Annotated in this window: 19 protein-coding genes; 16 read left to right on the forward strand and 3 right to left on the reverse strand. The window is 68.9% G+C overall.

The window, feature by feature from the left end:
- Positions 1–12 precede the first annotated feature (12 nt).
- The 7 genes from mraY to ftsZ all read left to right on the forward strand — a co-directional run bounded on the left by mraY (position 13) and on the right by ftsZ (position 8,970).
- A complete protein-coding gene (gene mraY, locus AC0662_RS36190) occupies positions 13–1,065 on the forward strand; it encodes a phospho-N-acetylmuramoyl-pentapeptide-transferase (RefSeq protein WP_452194695.1) in 1,053 nt (350 codons plus the stop codon).
- Positions 1,062–2,501, forward strand: coding sequence for a UDP-N-acetylmuramoyl-L-alanine--D-glutamate ligase (gene murD / locus AC0662_RS36195; RefSeq protein WP_478306329.1), 1,440 nt, complete (start codon positions 1,062–1,064; stop codon positions 2,499–2,501). Before mraY ends, murD begins: the two co-directional genes overlap by 4 nt.
- A gap of 176 nt (positions 2,502–2,677) precedes the next feature.
- A complete protein-coding gene (gene ftsW, locus AC0662_RS36200) occupies positions 2,678–3,928 on the forward strand; it encodes a putative lipid II flippase FtsW (protein WP_478306331.1) in 1,251 nt (416 codons plus the stop codon).
- 22 nt (positions 3,929–3,950) lie between these two features.
- Entirely contained in the window at positions 3,951–5,039 is a 1,089-nt protein-coding gene (murG, locus tag AC0662_RS36205; protein WP_478306333.1) for an undecaprenyldiphospho-muramoylpentapeptide beta-N-acetylglucosaminyltransferase, read from the forward strand.
- The gene (murC, locus tag AC0662_RS36210; RefSeq protein ID WP_452194385.1) at positions 5,036–6,496 is read left to right on the forward strand and encodes a UDP-N-acetylmuramate--L-alanine ligase; all 1,461 of its coding nucleotides are present in this window, start codon (positions 5,036–5,038) and stop codon (positions 6,494–6,496) included. The genes murG and murC overlap by 4 nt, the downstream gene beginning before the upstream one ends.
- 18 nt (positions 6,497–6,514) lie before the next feature.
- A complete protein-coding gene (locus AC0662_RS36215) occupies positions 6,515–7,255 on the forward strand; it encodes a cell division protein FtsQ/DivIB (protein ID WP_478306335.1) in 741 nt (246 codons plus the stop codon).
- A 161-nt stretch (positions 7,256–7,416) separates the two neighbouring features.
- Positions 7,417–8,970, forward strand: coding sequence for a cell division protein FtsZ (ftsZ, locus tag AC0662_RS36220; RefSeq protein WP_478306337.1), 1,554 nt, complete (start codon positions 7,417–7,419; stop codon positions 8,968–8,970).
- Positions 8,971–9,048: 78 nt separating this feature from the next.
- On the opposite strand, the gene AC0662_RS36225 is transcribed toward ftsZ, so the two are convergent.
- Positions 9,049–9,567, reverse strand: coding sequence for an ArsR/SmtB family transcription factor (locus tag AC0662_RS36225; RefSeq protein ID WP_452194380.1), 519 nt, complete (start codon positions 9,565–9,567; stop codon positions 9,049–9,051).
- Positions 9,568–9,624: 57 nt separating this feature from the next.
- On the opposite strand from AC0662_RS36225, the gene AC0662_RS36230 reads away from it, so the two are divergent.
- From AC0662_RS36230 to AC0662_RS36255, 6 genes are all read left to right on the forward strand, one after another.
- Positions 9,625–10,608 carry a S41 family peptidase gene (locus AC0662_RS36230; protein ID WP_478306339.1) on the forward strand — a complete coding sequence of 328 codons (984 nt, stop codon included), beginning with the start codon at positions 9,625–9,627 and terminating at the stop codon, positions 10,606–10,608.
- Between the two features lie 9 nt (positions 10,609–10,617).
- Positions 10,618–11,346, forward strand: a complete 729-nt coding sequence (pgeF, locus tag AC0662_RS36235; protein WP_478306341.1) for a peptidoglycan editing factor PgeF — start codon at positions 10,618–10,620, stop codon at positions 11,344–11,346.
- Positions 11,343–12,056, forward strand: a complete 714-nt coding sequence (locus AC0662_RS36240) for a YggS family pyridoxal phosphate-dependent enzyme (protein WP_452194374.1) — start codon at positions 11,343–11,345, stop codon at positions 12,054–12,056. Before pgeF ends, AC0662_RS36240 begins: the two co-directional genes overlap by 4 nt.
- Positions 12,057–12,125: 69 nt before the next feature.
- Positions 12,126–12,683, forward strand: coding sequence for a cell division protein SepF (locus AC0662_RS36245; protein WP_452194372.1), 558 nt, complete (start codon positions 12,126–12,128; stop codon positions 12,681–12,683).
- Between the two features lie 50 nt (positions 12,684–12,733).
- On the forward strand, positions 12,734–13,042 hold the full coding sequence (locus AC0662_RS36250; protein WP_452194371.1) for a YggT family protein: 309 nt from the start codon (positions 12,734–12,736) through the stop codon (positions 13,040–13,042).
- A 195-nt stretch (positions 13,043–13,237) separates the two neighbouring features.
- Positions 13,238–13,990 carry a DivIVA domain-containing protein gene (locus AC0662_RS36255; RefSeq protein WP_387772877.1) on the forward strand — a complete coding sequence of 251 codons (753 nt, stop codon included), beginning with the start codon at positions 13,238–13,240 and terminating at the stop codon, positions 13,988–13,990.
- Between the two features lie 197 nt (positions 13,991–14,187).
- Here AC0662_RS36255 and ileS read toward each other — a convergent pair whose 3' ends face one another.
- Entirely contained in the window at positions 14,188–17,343 is a 3,156-nt protein-coding gene (gene ileS, locus AC0662_RS36260; RefSeq protein WP_452194368.1) for an isoleucine--tRNA ligase, read from the reverse strand.
- Between the two features lie 520 nt (positions 17,344–17,863).
- Positions 17,864–18,133 carry a hypothetical protein gene (locus tag AC0662_RS36265; RefSeq protein WP_452194366.1) on the reverse strand — a complete coding sequence of 90 codons (270 nt, stop codon included), beginning with the start codon at positions 18,131–18,133 and terminating at the stop codon, positions 17,864–17,866.
- On the opposite strand from AC0662_RS36265, the gene AC0662_RS36270 reads away from it, so the two are divergent.
- The 3 genes from AC0662_RS36270 to AC0662_RS36280 form a co-directional block, all read left to right on the forward strand.
- Positions 18,132–18,587 (forward strand): TraR/DksA family transcriptional regulator, encoded by a 456-nt coding sequence (locus tag AC0662_RS36270; RefSeq protein WP_452194364.1) that lies wholly within the window; start codon positions 18,132–18,134, stop codon positions 18,585–18,587. The two genes, AC0662_RS36265 and AC0662_RS36270, sit on opposite strands and share 2 nt — an antisense overlap.
- Entirely contained in the window at positions 18,560–19,180 is a 621-nt protein-coding gene (gene lspA, locus AC0662_RS36275; protein ID WP_478306343.1) for a signal peptidase II, read from the forward strand. The genes AC0662_RS36270 and lspA overlap by 28 nt, the downstream gene beginning before the upstream one ends.
- Positions 19,181–19,194: 14 nt before the next feature.
- The coding region (locus AC0662_RS36280) for an RluA family pseudouridine synthase (protein WP_478306352.1) at positions 19,195–20,092 on the forward strand (898 nt) is incomplete at its 3' end.

The raw sequence follows: 20,092 nt of genomic DNA on the forward strand, positions 1-20,092 counted from the left end.
GGCGCCGTCTCGATGGTGCTGACGCTGCTCGGCACCCGGTGGGCGATCACGCTGCTCGCCAAGCGCGGGTACGGCCAGGAGATCCGTGACGACGGCCCGACGTCGCACAAGACCAAGCGCGGTACGCCGACGATGGGCGGCACCGTGTTCATCGTCGCGACCATCGTCGGGTACTTCACCGCGAAGCTGTTCGCGATGCTGACCACCGGCGCCGGGAGCGGGCCGACCGCCTCGGCGCTGCTGGTGCTGTTCCTGTTCGCCGGGATGGGTGCGGTCGGGTTTCTCGACGACTTCATCAAGATCTTCCGGCAGCGCAGCCTCGGCCTGCGGAGCAAGGCGAAACTGGCCGGCCAGACGCTGGTCGCGGTGATCTTCGCGGTGCTCGCGCTGCAGTTCCCCGACGACCGCGGGCAACGGCCGGCGTCGCCGTTCATCTCGTTCATCCGGGACATCGGCTGGCTGGAGCTGCCGGCCGTCCTGGTGATCATCTGGATCCTGCTGCTGATCGCCGGCATGTCGAACGGCGTGAACCTCGCCGACGGCCTCGACGGTCTGGCCACGGGCGCGTCGATGATGGTGTTCGGTGCCTACACGCTGATCTGCATCTGGCAGTTCAACCAGAGCTGCGCCACCGAGCGCGGCGTGGGCGCGAAGTGCTACGAAGTACGAGATCCACGGGATCTGGCCGTGGTCGCGGCCTGTCTGACCGGGGCGCTGTTCGGCTTCCTGTGGTGGAACGCGTCGCCGGCGAAGATCTTCATGGGTGACACCGGTTCGCTGTCCCTCGGTGGCGCGCTGGCCGGGATGGCCGTGATGACCCGCACCGAACTGCTGGTGCTGCTGCTCGGTGGGCTGTTCGTCCTGATCACCGCGTCGGTGATCCTGCAGGTCGGCTACTTCAAACTCACCCACGGCAGACGCCTGTTCCGGATGGCACCACTGCATCACCACTTCGAGATGCTCGGCTGGGAACAGGTCAACGTGGTGATCAGGTTCTGGATCATCCAGGGCCTGTGCGTCGTGATCGGACTCGGGATCTTCTACGCGGAATGGGTCACCGGATGAGCCTCGAAACGCGCACCTCCGATGGCTGGGACACCACCCGGTTCGTGGTGCTCGGGTTCGGTACGGCGGGCTACGCCTGCGCCGACTCGCTGCTGCAGGCCGGTGCCGAGCAGCTCGTCGTACTCGACGACCGGGACAACGAGGGGTTGCGCGAGAAGGCGCAGATCCTGGAGACCCTCGGCGCGACGATCACGCTCGGCCCGGGCAGTACGGCGGAACTCCCGAAAGAGGTCGACGTCGTCGTCACGTCGCCCGGCGTACCGCCGCATGCCCCGCTGCTCGCGCAGGCGGCCGAGCGCGGCGTACCGATCTGGAGCGAGATCGAGCTGGCGTGGCGACTGCGCGACCCGGCCAACGCCGCTCCGTGGCTGGGCATCACCGGGACCAACGGCAAGACCACGACGGTGCAGATGCTGACCGCGATCCTGGAGGCCGCCGGTCACCGGGCCGTTGCCGCGGGCAACGTCGGCCTGCCGCTGCTCGAGGCCGTCATGGACCCCGAGCCGTTCGACGTGATCGCGGTCGAGCTGTCCAGCTACCAGCTGCACTACACGCACTCGATGTCGGCGCACGCGGCCGCGGTGCTGAACATCGCGCCGGACCACGTCGACTGGCACGGGTCGCTGGAGGCGTACGCCAAGGACAAGGGCCGGATCTTCGAGAACTGCCAGGTCGCGTGCGTGTACAACGTGGCCGACCCGGCGACCGAGCAGCTGGTGATGGACGCGGACGTGATCGAGGGCTGCCGCGCGATCGGCTTCACCCTCGGTACGCCGGGCCTGTCGATGGTCGGTCTGGTCGACGATCTGCTGGTCGACCGAGCGTTCATCGAGCAGCGGCAGACGTCGGCGCTGGAGCTCGCGAGCCTGTCCGACATCACGCCGCCCGCGCCGCACAACGTGGCGAACGCGCTGGCCGCGGCGGCACTGGCCCGAGCGTTCGGCGTACCGGCGACCGCGATCCGCGACGGGCTGCGTGGGTTCCGGCCGGACAAGCACCGGATCGCGCACGTCGCAGAGGTTGCCGGGGTCAACTATGTCGACGACTCGAAGGCGACCAACCCGCACGCCGCGCAGGCCTCGCTGCTCGCCTACGAGCACGTGGTCTGGATCGCCGGCGGTCAGGCCAAGGGCGCGACGTTCGACGAGCTGGTGATCGCCGCCCGGGAACGGCTGCGGGCCGTCGTACTGCTCGGGCAGGACAAGGACGTGATCGCCGAAGCTCTCGAGCGACACGCACCGGATGTGCCGAGGATCGTGGTTGACGCAACGGACACTGGAGCCATGGAGATCGTGGTGGGGGAGGCGACGAAGCTTGCACAAGCCGGCGACACCGTGCTGCTCGCGCCCGGCTGCGCCTCCTGGGACATGTTCGCCAATTACGGGGCCCGTGGGGACGCTTTCGCCGAAGCCGTTCGCTCGTTGGGGCGTGGCTGATGGTTCCACGCCTACTGCGCGGCGCTCGGCACGGCACCTCGCCGCACGTGAGCAAAGGCCACGATGCTCCGCATCGAGACCTTCGCTCCCGCGCGCCGATGCACCGCGCCGAGCACCTGCTCGCTACGGCGTGGAACCATCAGCCACGCCCCGGTCAGTGATCCGGAGGTGATCGCGTGACGTCGATCGCTGACCAGCCGGACCAGAAGAACAAGACAAGTGAGCGCCCGTGGATCGCGGCCATCAAGGACGTGCTCGACCGGCCGCTGACGTCGTACCACATCGTGCTCGGGGCGACCGGCCTGTTGCTGGTGCTCGGGCTGATGATGGTGCTGTCGGCGTCCAGCGTGCTGTCGCTGCGGGTGAACGGGAACAGCTACACGATCTTCATCCGGCAGCTGATCTGGGTCGGCGTCGGCCTCCCGATGGCGTACGTCGCCTCGCGGATGACGCCCCGGCACTTCCGGATGCTCGCGTACGTCGCGCTGCTCGGCTCGATGTTCCTCCTGGTGCTCACCTACATCCCCGGCCTCGGCGTCGGCGTGAACGGCAACACCAACTGGCTGAACCTCGGCGGACCGCTGCAGATCCAGCCGAGTGAGTTCGCCAAGCTGGCGATGGTGATGTGGTGCGCGGACCTGTACGCGCGCAAGGAGAAGCTGCTCACCCAGTGGAAGCACCTGCTGGTCCCGATGGTCCCGGTCTGCGGTCTGCTGATCGCGCTCGTGGTCGGCCAGCACGACCTCGGTACGGCGCTGGTCCTGATGGCCGTGATGATCGGCATGATCTGGATCGTCGGCGCGCCGACGCGGTTGTTCGTCGCGACGATCGTGGTGGTCGGCGCGGTGGCGACGTACTTCGTGAACGCGGAGCGGTACCGGATGGAGCGGGTCACCTCGTTCCTGGATCCGTTCGCGGACCCGACCACGGTCGGCTGGCAGGCGTACCACTCGTTCTACGCGCTCTCCACCGGCGGCTGGTGGGGCGTCGGGATCGGCAACAGCCGGCAGAAGTGGAGCAACCTGCCGGAGGCGCACACCGACTTCATCTTCTCGGTGATCGGTGAGGAGCTCGGCCTGGTCGGCTCGCTGACCGTGCTCGCCCTGTTCCTCACGATGGCGTACGCCGGGGTGCGGATCGCGACCCGCAACACCGAGCCGTTCGTCCGCTACGCCGCGGCCGGGATCACCATCTGGATCATGGCGCAGACCCTGGTCAACCTGGGCGCCGTGATCGGACTGCTACCCATCGTGGGTATCCCGCTCCCGCTTTTGTCGTACGGTGGTTCCGCACTGCTGCCGACGCTGATCGCGATCGGCATGCTGTTGTCCTTCGCGAAGGCCGAGCCCGGCGCGCAGGCCGCCCTGAAAGAGACCAGGCGGCCCCGGTTCGGGTGGTTGCCTTCGCGGCGTATGTCGTACAAGTGAACCCGCGGGAGCGTTGAAAGCTGTGCCCAGCATCGTTCTGGCCGGTGGCGGTAGCGCCGGCCACACCTCACCCCTGATCGCCACCGCCGACGCCCTGCGCCGGATCGACCCGACCATCGAGATCCTGGCCCTCGGGACCGAGCGCGGCCTGGAGACCCGGGTGGTGCCCGAGGCCGGGTACCGCCTCGAGCTGATCCCGCCGGTGCCGCTGCCCCGGAAACCCACGCCCGCCCTGCTGGCCGTCCCCGGCAAGATGCTGGCCTCGGTCAGTGCCGCCCGGAAGGCCCTGGAGGACGCGAAGGCCGACGTCCTGGTCGGCTTCGGCGGGTACGTGTCCACCCCGGCGTACGTCGCCGCCTGGCGGCGCAAGACCCCGATCGTCGTGCACGAGGGCAACGCGGTCCCGGGGATCGCCAACAAGTTCGCCGCCCGCTACTGCACGCAGCACGTGAAGACGTCGTTCCCGGGCAGCGAGCTGCCGCACGCGGAGTACGTCGGCCTGCCGATCCGGCGGGCGATCTCGACGCTGGACCGGGCCGCACTGCGCGCCGAGGCCCGGCAGTTCTTCGGCCTCGACCCGGACGCGCCGACGCTGTTCGTGACCGGTGGGTCACAGGGCGCGCAGCGGATCAACGAGGCAATCTCCGGCGCCGCCGCGGACCTGCAGGCGGCCGGCATCCAGGTGCTGCACGCGATCGGCCCGAAGAACACCCTCGAGGTGCCGCAGACCGGCCGCTACCCGTACGTCGTCCTGAACTACGTCGACCGGATGGACCTGGCGTACGCCGCCGCGGACCTGGTGGTCTGCCGCTCGGGCGCGAACACGGTCACCGAGGTGTCCGGCGTCGGCCTGCCCGCGATCTACGTCCCGCTGCCGATCGGTAACGGCGAGCAGCGGCTGAACGCGAAACCCGTGATCGACGCGGGTGGCGGCGTCCTGATCGACAACGCGACGCTGACCGTCGACTGGGTTCGTGCGAACGTGCCCCAACTTCTGCTCGACCGCGAGCGTCTCACTGCTATGTCCACAGCTGCGACCGGCGTCATCCGGACCGACGCCGACGACCGATTGGCGCGGATCATCCTCGATGTGGTGGGGTCTGCTTCGTGATCGTCACCGCTCCTGACACCTTGCTGCCGGCCGAGAAGCTGGGCCGGGTGCATTTCGTAGGAATCGGCGGCGCGGGGATGTCCGGGATCGCCCGGATCATGGCCTCGCGCGGGATCGAGGTGTCCGGTTCGGACGCCAAGGACGGCAAGGTGCTGGCCGCGCTCCGCGCGCTGGGCGCCACCTGCTGGGTCGGGCACGCCGCCGAGCACGTGCAGGACGTCGACACCGTGGTGGTGTCGACCGCGATCCGCGAGACCAACCCCGAGGTGGTCGCCGCCCGCGCGGCCGGGATCACGATCCTGCCCCGGGCCGCCGCGCTCGCGTCGGTGATGGTCGGCCGCCGGACCCTGGCCGTCGCCGGGACGCACGGCAAGACCACCACCACGTCGATGCTCACGGTCGCGCTGCAGCACTGCGGCGCCGACCCGTCGTACGCGATCGGTGGGAACCTCAACGAATCCGGGTCGAACGCCCACGACGGCAACGGCGACCTGTTCGTCGCCGAGGCGGACGAGTCGGACAAGTCGTTCCTGACCTATGCGCCCGAGGTGTCGATCGTCACGTCGGTCGAGCCGGACCACCTGGACAACTACGGCGACGAGGCCAGCTACCGGAAGGCGTTCGAGGAGTTCTGCGGGCGGGTCCTGCCGGGCGGCTTCATGGTGATCTGCCAGGACGACGCGGGCGCGCGGCGACTGGCGGCGTACGCGCGGGACCTCGGGATCGACGTCCGCACGTACGGCGAGGCCGAGGACGCGGACCTGCGGGTCACCGAGATCACCGCGACCGGGGCGACGCAGTCCTTCGTGCCGGTGTACCGCGGCCGCAAGCTGCCGGTGGTGAACCTGCAGCAGGCGGGCAAGCACAACGCGCTGAACGCGTCGGCGGCGCTCGCCGTTGGGCTCGGGCTCGGGTTCTCCGCGGCCGACCTGGCCGAGGGGCTGGCGGCGTTCACGGGCACCGGGCGGCGGTTCGAGTTCAAGGGGCTCGAGGACGGCGTCCGGGTGTTCGACTCCTACGCGCACCACCCGACCGAGCTGGCGGTCGACCTGACCGCCGCGCGCCAGGTGGCGGGGGAGGGGCGGGTGGTCGCCTGTTTCCAGCCGCACCTGTTCAGCCGGACCCGGATCTTCGCGACCGAGTTCTCCGAGGCGCTCGCGCTGGCCGACGAGGTCGTGGTGATGGACATCTTCGCGGCCCGCGAGGACCCCGAGCCGGGTATCACGGGGGCGCTGATCGCGAACCACGTGCCGCTGAAGCCCGAGCAGGTGCGCTTCGAGCCGTCGTGGTCCGCCGTACCGCAGCTGGTCGCGGACCTGGCCGAGCCGGGTGATCTGGTGGTCACACTGGGCGCGGGCGACGTGACACTGATCGGTCCGGAAGTCGTTGGTTTGCTGGCGGAACGCGCCGCTACCCGCGAGTCTCCCGCGGACGCGCTCGCTCCTGTGGTGGAGTAAAAGGGTGGGGTTTGTTGAATGAGCCAGAGCGTCGATCTGGCTCGGGCACAGCAGCGGTTCGCGCGCCGGCAACGGCTGGTGCGGTGGCGCAGCTGGCTGCCCTGGGCCATCGGCGGCGGCCTGGTCGTGCTGGCCGGGCTGATCGTCTGGTTGTTCTACTTCTCCTCCGCCTTCGCGGTCTCGGGCGTCCGGATCAGCGGTGCCGACACGGTGCCGGTGGCAACGATCGAGCAGACCGCCGCCGTGCCGATGGGCACCCCGCTGGTCAACGTCGACCTGCGGTCGATCGCGGACCGGGTGCGCACCATCCCGGCGGTGGCGGACGCACAGGTGACCCGGGCGTGGCCACGCAAGATCGTGATCGTCGTCACCGAGCGGGTTCCGGTGGTGGTGGTCACGGACGGCTCGCGGTACGAGCTGGTGGACGCGACCGGGACGAGGTACCGGACGGTGCCGGACCGGCCGGCCGGGCTGCCGGATGCGAGGGTGACCGGGGTACGTCGCGACGTCACGATCCACTCGGTGGTGACGGTGTCGGCGGCGCTCCCGGAGACGTTGCGGGCGCAGGTGGGATCGATCTCGGCAGCGTCGCCGGACTCGATCACCCTGAACCTCAGCTCCGGGGTGAAGGTCGTGTGGGGCAGTTCCGATGACAGCGAGCGCAAGGCCGGCGTACTCAGCGTGCTGATGAAGCGGCAGGCGAAGGTGTACGACGTCTCGGCGCCCGATCTCCCTGTCACCAAAGGGGAAAAGCGGTAACGGATCACATCCGGGATGACGCGCGGCGAGGCGCGTGGACTTTGCCCGGAAGCGTCCCGTACCGTGCGTCGTAATCTAAAGTTGACATAAGTCTAAGCATCCACTTGAGGTTCAGTCTTTTCGCTGGACAACGGGAAACGAACGAGGCGAGAGGCGCGGACGTGGCGGCACCGCAGAACTACCTGGCACTCATCAAGGTCGTAGGTATCGGCGGGGGCGGCGTGAATGCCGTCAACCGGATGATCGAGCACGGTCTGAAGGGCGTTGAGTTCATCGCCATCAACACCGACGCCCAGGCGTTGCTGATGAGCGACGCGGACGTGAAGCTCGACATCGGCCGCGAGGAGACCCGCGGCCTCGGCGCCGGGGCGAACCCGGCGATCGGGCAGAAGGCCGCCGAGGACCACGCCGAGGAGATCGAGGAGGCGCTGAAGGGCGCCGACATGGTCTTCGTCACGGCCGGCGAGGGCGGTGGTACCGGCACCGGCGGCGCACCCGTCGTGGCCCGGATCGCCCGCTCGCTCGGCGCGCTGACCATCGGTGTCGTGACCCGGCCGTTCTCGTTCGAGGGCAAGCGCCGGGCGACCCAGGCCGAGGACGGCATCAGCACCCTCCGCGAGGAGGTGGACACGCTGATCGTCATCCCGAACGACCGGCTGCTGACCATCTCCGACCGCGCCGTGTCCGTGCTGGACGCGTTCAAGCAGGCCGACCAGGTGCTGCTGCAGGGTGTTTCCGGGATCACCGACCTGATCACCACGCCGGGTCTGATCAACGTCGACTTCGCGGACGTCAAGGCGGTCATGTCGAACGCCGGCTCCGCGCTGATGGGTATCGGCTCGTCCCGCGGCGAGGACCGCGCGGTCGCGGCGGCCGAGGCAGCCATCTCGTCGCCGTTGCTGGAGGCAAGTATCGAGGGCGCCCACGGCGTCCTGCTCTCGATCGCCGGTGGCTCCGACCTCGGGCTGTTCGAGATCAACGAGGCGGCCCAGCTGGTGTCGGAGTCCGCGCACTCGGACGCGAACATCATCTTCGGCGCGGTGATCGACGACGCTCTCGGGGACGAGGTGCGGGTCACGGTGATCGCGGCCGGGTTCGACGGCGGGATGCCGAAACGCCGCGAGCAGGCGATGAACCAGGCGCGACCGCAGTCGTCCCGCCCGTCGTCGCAGGGCAGCTACTCGGCCCCGATGTCCGGTGGCTCGACACAGCAGGTCGGCCAGCAGGCCGGTCAGCCGACGCAGCCTGCCCCGCAGACTCCGCCGGTCCAGGCCCAGCCGCCGGTGCAGCAGCCTGCTCCGACGCAGCAGCCGAGTCAGGTGCCGAACGCTCAGCCCTCGGCCGGGAACCCGCCGGTCGGTGCCGCGCCCGGCAACCAGAGCACCCCGACCACGCCGCCGGCGCCGACCGACGACACCGTCCCGGTGCCGGCGCCGACCGAGCCGCGGCCCGGTGTCGGCACCACGAACTCCGCCCGGCCGCCGGCCGGTGACGGTGTCCGCACGGTGCAGTCCGGTCAGCAGTCGGCGCAGCCGGCCCCGCACACGCCGGCCTCGCCGTCGACGCAGCACTCGTGGCCGACCAACGGCCCGAGCAACGCCACGGGCAACAACTCCGGCAACACTTCGGGCAACACCTCCGGCGCCGGCCAGGCGAACCGGCCGAAGAAGCAGGAGCCCGAGGAAGACCTCGACATCCCGGACTTCCTGAAGTAGGTCAGTCCGCTTCGAACACCCACCAGCCCGCTCGCCGGTTCGGCGAAGGCTGGTGGGTGTTCTTCGTTGGTGTGGAGGTCAGGCGGGCGGCTCGGTCTGGCGGGGGCGGTAGACCGACACCACGACGCCGTACCGCGACTCGGTCGGGCCGGCGTCGGTGAGGTCGTCGACCATGCGGCCCAGGGTGGCGGCCAGTTCCTCGGCCTGCGCGGCTGTCAGCCGGATGTTCCGCACCGTGAAGAGCGGGTCGTCGTCGTCCGCCGTCTCGAGCTCGGCCGCGACGGCCTGGAGTGCGACGGTGTTGTTGGCCCGCGCGCCCTCACCGACGAAGCCGAACCGCCGCACGGAGCGGCGGTAGTACTGCTCGGTCCCGCCCCGCACCTGCCGGGTCTCCGCGACGTGCACCATCCCCGCGTCACGCAGTACGCCCAGGTGATGGGCGACGTTGCCCTTCGCCGTCCCGAGGGTCGTCGCCAGCTGGCTGATCGTGGCTGCTTCCTGCCCGATCGCGAACAGCAGCCGGTGCCGCAGCGGGTGCCCGAGCGCCTTGAACTGCGCGGCACTCGACACTTCCAGATGGTCGACGATCTCTTCCATGGATCAAGCGTCGAGAATTCTTGACGCTTTGTCAATCCGCGTGCTCTACTCCTGCTCATGGAGACCGAACAGATCAGGGCCGTCGTCGGCCGGCTCGGCGCGCTGGTCGCCGAGCACTACGTCTTCCCCGAGGTCGGCGCCGAGGTCGCGGCCCGGCTCGCCGCGGCAGTCGCCGAGGGCCGGTATGACGACCTTCGGGCGCCGGAGGAGTTGGCCGAGCGGGTCACGACCGACCTGCAGATCGGTAATCGCGACAAACACCTGCGGCTCAAGTACCACCGCGACGGGCTGCCGGACGAGACGGACCCGGCGGCCGAGGACGCGTACTGGCGCCGCCGGGCAGCGCTCGACGCCGGCGGGATGGCGCGCGTCGAACGGCTCGACGGCAACGTCGGACTGCTGGAGATCCGGCCGTTGCTCTACCCGCCGCATCTCGCCGGTCCGGCGGTCACCGCTGCGATGTCGTTGCTCGCGTCGACCGACGCGCTGCTCCTCGACTTGCGGCGCTGCGTGGGTGGATCGCCTGACCAGGTCGCCTTTGTGTGCAGCTATTTGCTGGACTCCGACGAAGCGATCCACCTGCAGGATCTGATCAGTCCGTCGGAAGGGACGACGCGGCAGTTCTGGACATTGCCGTCTGTGCCGGGCCCGCGGTTCGTTGGCGGCAAGCCGATATGGGTGTTGACGAGCCCGATGACGTTCTCGGGTGGCGAGGAGTTGGCGTACAACCTGCAGCAGTTCGGGCGGGCGGTCATCGTGGGGGAGCGGACCGGCGGCGGCGCGCATCCCCGGCGTGGGTTCAAGCTGGACGAGCAACTCGAGGGGACCGTGCCGGTGGCGCGTTCGGTGAACCAGGCGTCGGGGACCAACTGGGAGGGCGTCGGCGTCGTTCCCGATCTCGACGTACCGGCGGATCGTGCCTTTGACGAGGCCTACCGCCGAGCGGCCGAGCACGTGCTGGCGCTGCCGCCGGATCCGGAACGGAACGGTGTGACGGACGAGGCGCGGACGGTGCTGGGCGCCGCGGTCGCCGCTGGGTAATCTTCAGTCGTGTTCGGCTACGACGAGGTTCGCCAGGGTGTTCGCTTCGCCTTCACCGATCGCTTCGGGGGTGCGAGCCAACCGCCGTACGGCGAGCTGAACCTGGGCAGCGCATTGGGTCCGGACGCCGACGGAGTCACGGCCAACTTCAAGCTGGTCGCGGAGTCCTTCGAGGTGCAGCCCGAAGCGGTCGTCCGGGTCAGCCAGGTGCACGGTCGCGACGTCCACGTCGTACGGCCGGGTGACGCGCTGCCGATCCAGCCGATGCCGAAGGCCGACGGGCTGGTGACGACGCGATCCGATGTCGTCCTGGCGGTCCGCGCCGCGGACTGCCTGCCCGTGGTGCTGTACGCCGACGGTGTGATCGGTGCCGCACACTCCGGCCGCAAGGGGATGTACGTCGGCATCGTCCCGGCGACCGTCGAGGCGATGCGCGAACTCGGTGCGTCGGAGATCACCGCCGTACTCGGGCCGTATGCGTGTGGGAAGTGTTACGAGGTCCCCGAGCAGATGCGGGCCGAAGTCGCGGAACAGGTGCCGGCGTCGTACTCCGAGACGACCTGGGGAACGCCCGCGATCGACGTCGCCGCCGGTGTGAAGGCGCAGCTGGCCGAGCTCGACGTCGAGGTGGTCGACGCGACGGCCTGCACGATCGAGTCGGAGAACCTGTACTCCTACCGTCGCGAAGGTCCGGAGAGCGGCCGGATGGCGGGCCTCATCAAGCTGGCCGCGCGATGACGGCGCGCGACGACGAACTGCGGGCCAATCTCGAGCAGGTGCGGGAGCGGATCGAGAAGGCCTGTCAGGCGGCCGGGAGGGCGCCGGAGGAGGTGACCCTCGTGGCGATCACCAAAACCTTCCCCATCAGCGACGTACGGGCGCTGGCGGGCCTCGGGGTCCGGGATGTCGGTGAGAACCGCGAGCAGGAGCTCAAGGCGAAGGCGCCGGACTGTCCCGACCTCACCTGGCACTTCGTCGGGCAGCTGCAGTCGAAGAAGTCCCGCTCTGTCGTGAGATATGCCTCGGCCGTGCACTCCGTCGACCGCTCGTCACTCGTCGAGGCGTTGTCGAAGGCGGCGGTCGCCGAGGAGAAGTCGCTGCGCTGCCTGATCCAGGTGAGCCTCGCTGCGTACGGACCCGCGGACGCGGCGACCGGCGCGAGTCGCGGTGGCGTCGCGCCGTCCGACGTACCGGAACTGGCCGCCGCGATCGCTGCCGCCGACGGGCTGGAGCTCGGCGGCGTGATGGCCGTCGCACCCCTTGGTTCGGACCCGGAAACGGCCTTCGCGGGACTGCGCGAAGTAGCGTCCCGGCTACGCTCCGAACACCCTGGTGCGGACTGGATCTCGGCCGGGATGACCGGTGATCTGGAGGCCGCGATCAAGCAGGGTGCGACACACGTTCGGCTCGGGCGCGCATTACTCGGTACGCGCCCTCCGCTGGGCTAGTGTCGACATCGAGCAGGTTTCTTTCCTGCTCACTGTTGTCGTCGAACCGGATCGAGGTGCTGAGGGGCCATGAGCGGCGCACTGCGCAAGATGGGTGTGTACCTCGGCTTGGTCGAGGACGGGGAGCGCTACAACGCCCGCTATGACGACACCTACGACGACGAGTACGACGACGAGTACGCCGACGAAACCGTCGACGGGGACTCCCAGGAGACCGAGCCGGTACCCGCCGGCCGGGAGAGCCGCGAGACCCGGGAGCACCGCGAGGAGCGCCCCGAGCCGAGTGGTGCCACGGTCAGCAAGTTCCCAGACCGGCGCGGGGTCGCGCCGTCCCCGGAGGTTACCGAGTTGGCCCGCATCACCACCGTGCACCCGCGCAGCTACAACGAGGCGCGCGTCATCGGTGAGCACTTCCGCGACGGCACGCCCGTCATCATGAACCTGACCGAGATGGACCACTCCGACGCCAAGCGGCTGGTGGACTTCGCCGCCGGGCTGATCTTCTGCTGCCGGGGTTCCATCGAGCGGATCACCACCAAGGTGTTCCTGGTCTGCCCGCCGAACGTCACGGTCGCCGCCGAGGAGAAGGAGAAGATCGCCGCGGACGGGTTCTACAACCAGAGCTGAGGCTCTGGTTGGTTGCCCGCGTTGCGCCGTCTTCTACACTCATTGACGACATGAATGTTCTCGCGATCGTCCTCGGTGTCCTCAGCTGGGTCCTGCTCGCCTTCTTCCTGGTGCTGGTGGCGAGGTTCGTTCTCAGTCTGATCGTCATGTTCGCCCCGCAGTGGCATCCCAAAGGCCCACTGCTGCTGTTCTTCGAACTGATCTACTCGATCACCGACCCGTTCCTGAAGCCGTTGCGGCGGATCCTGCCCCCGATCGGGGCCGGTGGGGTGCGGATCGACCTGTCCATGCTGATGCTCTTCGTCATCGTCTCGGTGGCGATGTCCATCAACTCGACGGCCATCCGGTCGTTGTTGTGAGGGTGAGCACAGCGCTGACTGGGTAGGAAGAGTCACGGAAACTCGGGGCCGTAGCACGGGGCGCCGAACGGGTGCAGAGGCGTTCTCGCCCGCCCCGATTCCGTCATAAGACAACGAAGCGATAACGTGATCTACTGAGTCGCCAAGGCGCAGGCCACGGGGACTCCGCCAAGACACAGACAAACGAGGTGAAAGATGCCGCTGACGCCGGATGACGTCCGCTCGAAGCAATTCACGCCCGTCCGACTACGGGAGGGCTACGACGTCACTGAGGTCGACTCCTTCCTCGACGAGGTCGAGGCCGAGCTCGAGCGACTTCTCGCCGAGAACGAGGAGCTGCGGGCCAAGCTCGCGGCGGCGCAGCGCGCGGGTGCGGACCAGCAGCGGCCGGTCGTCGACCAGACCGCCGCGCTGCCGCCTGTCGTGCAGCAGCCGAAGCCCCCGGTCGTCGTCGAGAAGCCGGAGGAGCCGAAGCCGCCGGTGGCGGTCCCAGGTGCGGCTGCGGCGGCCGGCACGGTCGGCGACGCGTCCAGCTCGGCCGTGCGCCTGCTGGAGATGGCCACCAAGCACTCCGACGACCTGGTCCAGGAGGCGAAGGACACCGCCGACAAGATCATCGGCGAGGCCCGCGCCAAGGCGGAGCGGCTGGAGAACGAGGCTCGCGGCAAGGCCGACCGGATGACCGGTGAGGCCCGCGCCCGCGCCGAGAAGCTCGACGGCGAGATCGCCGAGCGGCGCGCGCAGATGCTCGGCACCCTGGAGAAGCAGAAGGGCCAGCTCGAGCGCACGATCGACGACCTGCACGCGTACGAGCGGGAGTACCGCAGCCGCCTGAAGACGTACTTCACCGAGCAGCTGAAGGCGCTCGGCAACGGCGACGACACGCTGAGCCCGCGCAACGGCTTCCGCCCGGAGGCCCGCGCCCAGGCTCACGGCCACGGCGTCTAAAAAACCTCGTAGAAGAGGCGGTGCTTTCCGGCGGCACCGCCTCTTCGCCATGTCTGGACACTTCTGACACAGGGTCCCTCGACGGTGACTCGCAGTCAGAACCCAGACCGAGGCGCTCCACCAGCCCGGAAATGTGAACGCCGCCCGCCGCCGGCCCTCCGCGCGTCATCTGACGGGGAGGGGCCAGCGGGTGCGGGTCAGGCCTTCGTCAGCCAGTAGCTGAGCTGCAGGTCCTCTTCGGTGCCGGTGGCAACATCGGCCGACTCGGACGGGGCCGACTGGGTCAGCTCCACGGCGAGCACCTCGCGGGCGATCTCGTCCGCATGCTTGCCCAGCGCATCGGTCAGCTCGGCGTCGGTCGAGGTCAGCCAGACCCGGATCCGGTCCGACACCTCGAGTCCGGCGGACTTCCGGGCCTCCTGCAACGTCCGGACCACCTCGCGGGCCAGACCGGCCTGCTTCAGCTCCGGGGTCACTTCGAGGTCGAGGGCAACGGTCTCACCCTGCTCGTTGACCACCGACCAGCCTTCCTTCGGCCGCTCGGACAGCAGCACCTCGGCCTCGCTGACCCGAACGTCCTCGCCGTCGACGACGACACTCGCCGTCCCGGTCTCCTTCAGTTCGACCGCGAGCGCGCCCGCGTCCGCCGCAGCGATCGCGGCCGCGACCACCGGCGTCTGCTTGGCGAACCGCTTGCCCAGCTCCCGGAAGTTGCCCTTGGCAGAGAACTCGACCAGGTCCGCGCCGGCCGCGGACAGCGGCTCGACCGCGCCGACGTTGAGCTCCTCGGCGATCTCCCGCAGCAGCTCGGGGGACAGGTCCGCGATCGCGGCCGACCCGACCAGCGCCCGGGCCAGCGGCTGCCGCGTCTTCACCTTCGCCTCGGCCCGCGCCGACCGGCCGAGCTCGACGACCCGGCGCGCCATCGACACGTGCTGCGCCAGTACGTCGTCGATCACCGTCTCGTCGTACGTCGGGAAGCTGGTCAGGTGGACCGATTCGGGCAAGCCCGGTGTGACGGGGCGGAACACGTCCTGCCAGACACGCTCGGTGACGAACGGCATCAGCGGGGCCAGTACCCGGGTGAGTACGTCGAGCGTCTCGTGCAGCGTGGCCAGTGCGCCGGCGTCACCGGACCAGAACCGGCGGCGCGAGCGGCGGACGTACCAGTTCGAGAGCACGTCGACGAACGAGTTGATCAGCGAGCCGAGCCGCTGGGTGTCGTACGCCGCATACGCCTCGTCGGTGTCGCGGACCAGTCGGTGCGTCTCGCTGACCAGCCAACGGTCCAGCACCGAGCGCTCGGCGACGGCCGGGGCGTCCGCGGGGGACCAGTCGGCCAGCCGCGCGTACAGGGAGTGGAACGCGACCGTGTTCCAGTAGGTGATGAGCACCTTGCGGACGATCTCGTTCAGCACGTTCGGCCCGATGCCGCGCGCCTTCCACGGCGAACCGGACGCGGCCATGAACCAGCGCACCGCGTCCGCGCTGTGGTTGTCCATCAACGGGATCGGCTCGAGGATGTTGCCCAGGTGCTTCGACATCTTCCGGCCGTCCTCGGCCAGGATGTGCCCGAGGCAGACGACGTTGCGGTACGACGACTCGTCGAACACCAGCGTGCCGACCGCCATCAGCGTGTAGAACCAGCCGCGGGTCTGGTCGATCGCCTCGGAGATGAAGTCCGCCGGGTAGGTCTGCTCGAACTTCTCCTTCGAGCCCTCCGCCCACGGGTAACCCCACTGCGCGAACGGCATCGAGCCCGAGTCGTACCAGGCGTCGATCACCTCGGGAACCCGGCGGGCCTCCGCGCCGCAGGTCGGGCAGTCGAAGGTGATGTCGTCGACGTACGGCCGGTGCGGGTCGGTGGCGCTCACGTCGCGACCGGCCAGCTCACCGAGCTCGGTCAGCGAGCCGACACACACCTGGTGGTCGTCGGCGCAGCGCCAGATCGGCAGCGGCGTACCCCAGTAGCGGGAGCGGGAGACGGCCCAGTCGATGTTGTTGCGCAGCCAGTCGCCGTACCGGCCCCACTTCACCGAGTCCGGGTACCAGTTGGTCTTCTCGTTCTCGCGGAGCAGCGCGTCCTTCACCTGGGTGGTGCGGATGTACCAGGACGGGAGTGCGTAGTACATCACCGGAGTGTGGCAGCGCCAGCAGTGCGGGTACGGGTGCTCGTACGGCACGTGCTTGAACAGCAGCCCGCGGTCACGCAGGTCCGCGACCAGGTCCTCGTCGGCCTTCTTGAAGAACTGCCCGCCGACCAGCGGGACGTCCGCGGCGAAGTGACCGTCGTTGTCGACCGGGTTCACCACCGGCAGCCCGTACGCCCGGCAGACCGTGAGGTCGTCGGCACCGAACGCCGGGGCCTGGTGCACCAGACCGGACCCGTCCTCGGTGGTCACGTAGTCCGCCAGTACGACGTAGTGCGCCGGCTCGGGGAACTCGACCAGCTCGAACGGGCGCTGGTAGTTCCAGCGCTCCATGTCACGACCGGTGTACCGCTCGGTGACCGTCCAGCCCTCGCCGAGCTTGTCCAGCAGCGGCTCGGCGACGACCAGCGACTCGGTGCCGTCCGTGGCGACGACGTACTCGACGTCGGGGTGCACGGCGACCGCGGTGTTGGAGACGAGCGTCCACGGCGTCGTCGTCCAGACCAGGAGCGACGCCTTACCGGCCAGCGGGCCGGACGTCAGTGGGAAGCGGACGTAGACCGAGGGGTCCACGACCGTCTCGTAGCCCTGGGCGAGCTCGTGGTCGGACAGGCCGGTGCCACAGCGCGGGCAGTACGGCGTGATGCGGTAGTCCTCGACCAGCAGGCCCTTGTCGTGGATCTGCTTGAGCGACCACCAGACCGATTGGACGTACTCCGGGTCCATCGTCTTGTACGGGTGGTCGAGATCGACCCAGTAGCCCATCCGGGTGGTCAGCTCGTTGAACGCGTCGACGTTGCGCAGCACCGACTCGCGGCACTTGGCGTTGAACTCGGCGATCCCGTAGGCCTCGATGTCGTTCTTGCCGTTGAAGCCGAGCTCCTTCTCGACCGCGACCTCGACCGGGAGGCCGTGGCAGTCCCAACCGGCCTTGCGTTCGACCCAGAAGCCCTTCATGGTCCGGTAGCGCGGGAACACGTCCTTGAAGACGCGGGCCTCGATGTGGTGGGTGCCCGGCATGCCGTTCGCGGTCGGCGGGCCCTCGAAGAACGTCCACGGCTTGCCGCCGGCGGACTGGTCGAGACTCTTCGCGAAGGTGTCGTGCTCGTCCCAGTAGGTGAGCACCTCCCGCTCGAGCGCGGGGAAGTCGACCTGGGCCGGGACCTGCCGCCAGGGAGTTTGCGGGGTGTTCGCTGCCGCCATCGTTCCGTGTCCTTCGTCGCCAGAGCTGGTGCTGACGAGGGACGAAGTACCCAGACCGAGCTGGTTACCGCGCGGTACCACCCTCCTTGGTGACCATCCGTGCGGTCACCCACTTCCTTCACGCGTCGCTGCCGGTTCTAATAGGTCCTTACGGACTGTTCTTCCGGCGGCTCCGGGGTGATGGCCCCATCGTTGCCTCTGCGGTTCGCGGTTGTCAGTGTACGGCGTCGTACCAGGTGACTACGAATCGTCAGGACGAACAGACCGCTCGGGTGTGGGGGGAGAATTAATCCAGTGGTCAAGCGAGGTATCGGGGATGAGAATTCTGCTGCGGTCCGGGAGGCCGTGCGACTGACCTGGGGATTGTTACGGACAGTGATGTCCGCAATACGGTTGTGACGCGCTGAACATCGAGCGGACTTGAAGAACCGACTACCGTATGTCCACGGTCTGCGCGTCGGACTGGTACGCCGGGGGTACCTGGCCTACTGTCTTGCGACCAGTCCGCTTCAGTCTCCGACTAAGGCAGGGGGTAGCTGATCATGGCTACATCGGCACCCAGGAAATCCGCCCCCCAACGCTCCGCCGCGGCCACGAAGAACGCCGCCAAGAAGAGTGCCGCCAAGAAATCCGAGCCGGTCCAGAAGACCGCGACCCGGAAAAGCCCGGCGAAGACCACGCCGGCCAAGAAAACCCCCGCGGTGAAGAAGTCCGCTGCGACCACCGCGGCGAAGAAGGCTCCGGCCAAGAAGACCCCTGCCAAGCAAGCTCCGACGAAGAGGGTGGCCATGAAGACGAACGAGAACAGGACTCCGGCGACGGCGCCGGGCAAGTCCGCGGCCCATACGGCCGAGACCTTCAAGGTGAAGCCGGGCGAGGATCCGTGGACCGCTGCCGAGCTCGCCGAGCTGCGCACGGAACTGGAGGGTGAGGTCGAGCACCTCAAGGAGGAGATCCGCGACGCCGAGCAGGAGATCGCGGGCCTGTTCAGGGACGGGAGCGACGGCGCCGGCAACGACCAGGCGGACGTCGGTTCCACCACCCTGGAGCGCTACCACGAGCTGTCGCTGGCGAACAACGCGCGGGACATGCTGAACCAGATCGAGTTCGCGCTGTCCCGGATCGACGACGGCACGTACGGCGTCTGTGACAGCTGCGGCAACCCGATCGGCAAGGGTCGGCTGCAGGCGTTCCCGCGTGCGACACTGTGTGTCTCATGCAAAGAACGCCAGGAACGCCGCTGAACGACCCCGCCCCGTCTCCCGAGGCGGGCGACACAGCCACCCCGGAACCGGTCGACGACAAGTCGGCCGGTTCTCCGTCGTCCCCGACGCCCATCGCCGGCCGGTCCTGGAAGTGGACCGCGCTGTTCGGCGGGGTCGGGCTGGTGGTGTTGTTCCTGGACCAGCTGACCAAGGCGCTGGCGCTGGCCCATCTGACCCCGGGTGAGTCGGTCAACGTGGTCGGTTCGCTGCTGAAGTTCACCCTGATCCGGAATTCGGGCGCCGCGTTCAGCCTCGGGGCCGGTTACACGCCGTACATCAGCGCGATCCAGATCATCGTCGCGCTCGGCGTCGTCTACCTGTCCCGGCGGCTCGGGTCGGCCGGCTGGTCGGTCGCGTTCGGGCTGCTGTTCGGCGGCGCGGTCGGGAACATCCTGGACCGGATCTTCCGCGAGCCGTCGCCGTTCCACGGGCACGTGGTGGACTTCCTCCAGACCCCGCACTGGGCGATCTTCAACGTCGCGGACATCGCCGTGACGTCGGCCGCGATCCTGCTGGTGATCCAGACGCTGCGCGGCGTCAAGCTGGACGGGACCCGGGAGCAGCGCAAGTGAGCTCACGGACCGTGATGGTGCCGGACGGTCTGGCGGGGGAGCGGTTGGACGCGGCGCTGTCGCGCCTGTTCGGCGTTTCCCGGACCAAAGCGGCCGAGCTGATCGAGTCCGGGCTCGTCCAGGTGGACGGGGTCCCGGCGCCGAAGTCGTCCCGCGTCGCGGCCGGCGTACTGCTCGATGTCGAGCTGCCACCGCCGCCGTCCGAGGTGACCGTCGTACCGGAGACCGTGGACGACCTGCGGATCGTGTACGACGACGACGAGATCGTGGTGGTGGACAAGCCGGTCGGTGTCGCCGCACACCCGTCACCCGGGTGGACGGGCCCGACCGTGATCGGGCACCTGGCCGGCGCCGGTTTCAACATCTCGACCAGCGGAGCGGCCGAGCGCAAGGGCATCGTGCACCGCCTCGACGTCGGTACGTCGGGACTCATGGTGGTCGCGAAGACGGAGTACGCGTACACCGTGCTGAAGCGCGCCTTCAAGGAGCGCACGGTGCGCAAGATCTACCACGCGCTGGTGCAGGGGCATCCCGATCCGTTCACCGGCACCGTGGACGCGCCGATCGACCGGCACCCGCACCACGACTACAAGTTCGGCGTGGTGGCCGGCGGCAAGCCGAGCGTGACGCACTACGAGACCCTCGAGGCGTTCCGGTACGCGACCCTGCTGGAGATCACCCTCGAGACCGGCCGCACGCACCAGATCCGGGTCCACATGTCCGCGATCGGCCATCCGTGCTGCGGCGACCTCACGTACGGTGCCGACCCGGTCCTCGCCGAGCGCCTCGGCCTGATCCGCCAATGGCTGCACGCGATGCGCCTCGGTTTCACCCATCCGGGCAGCGGCGAGTACGTCGAGTTCACCTCGCAGTACCCCGATGACCTGGACCACGCCCTCGACCTCCTGGTCG

The sequence above is a fragment of the Kribbella sp. NPDC043289 genome (genome assembly GCF_056436705.1).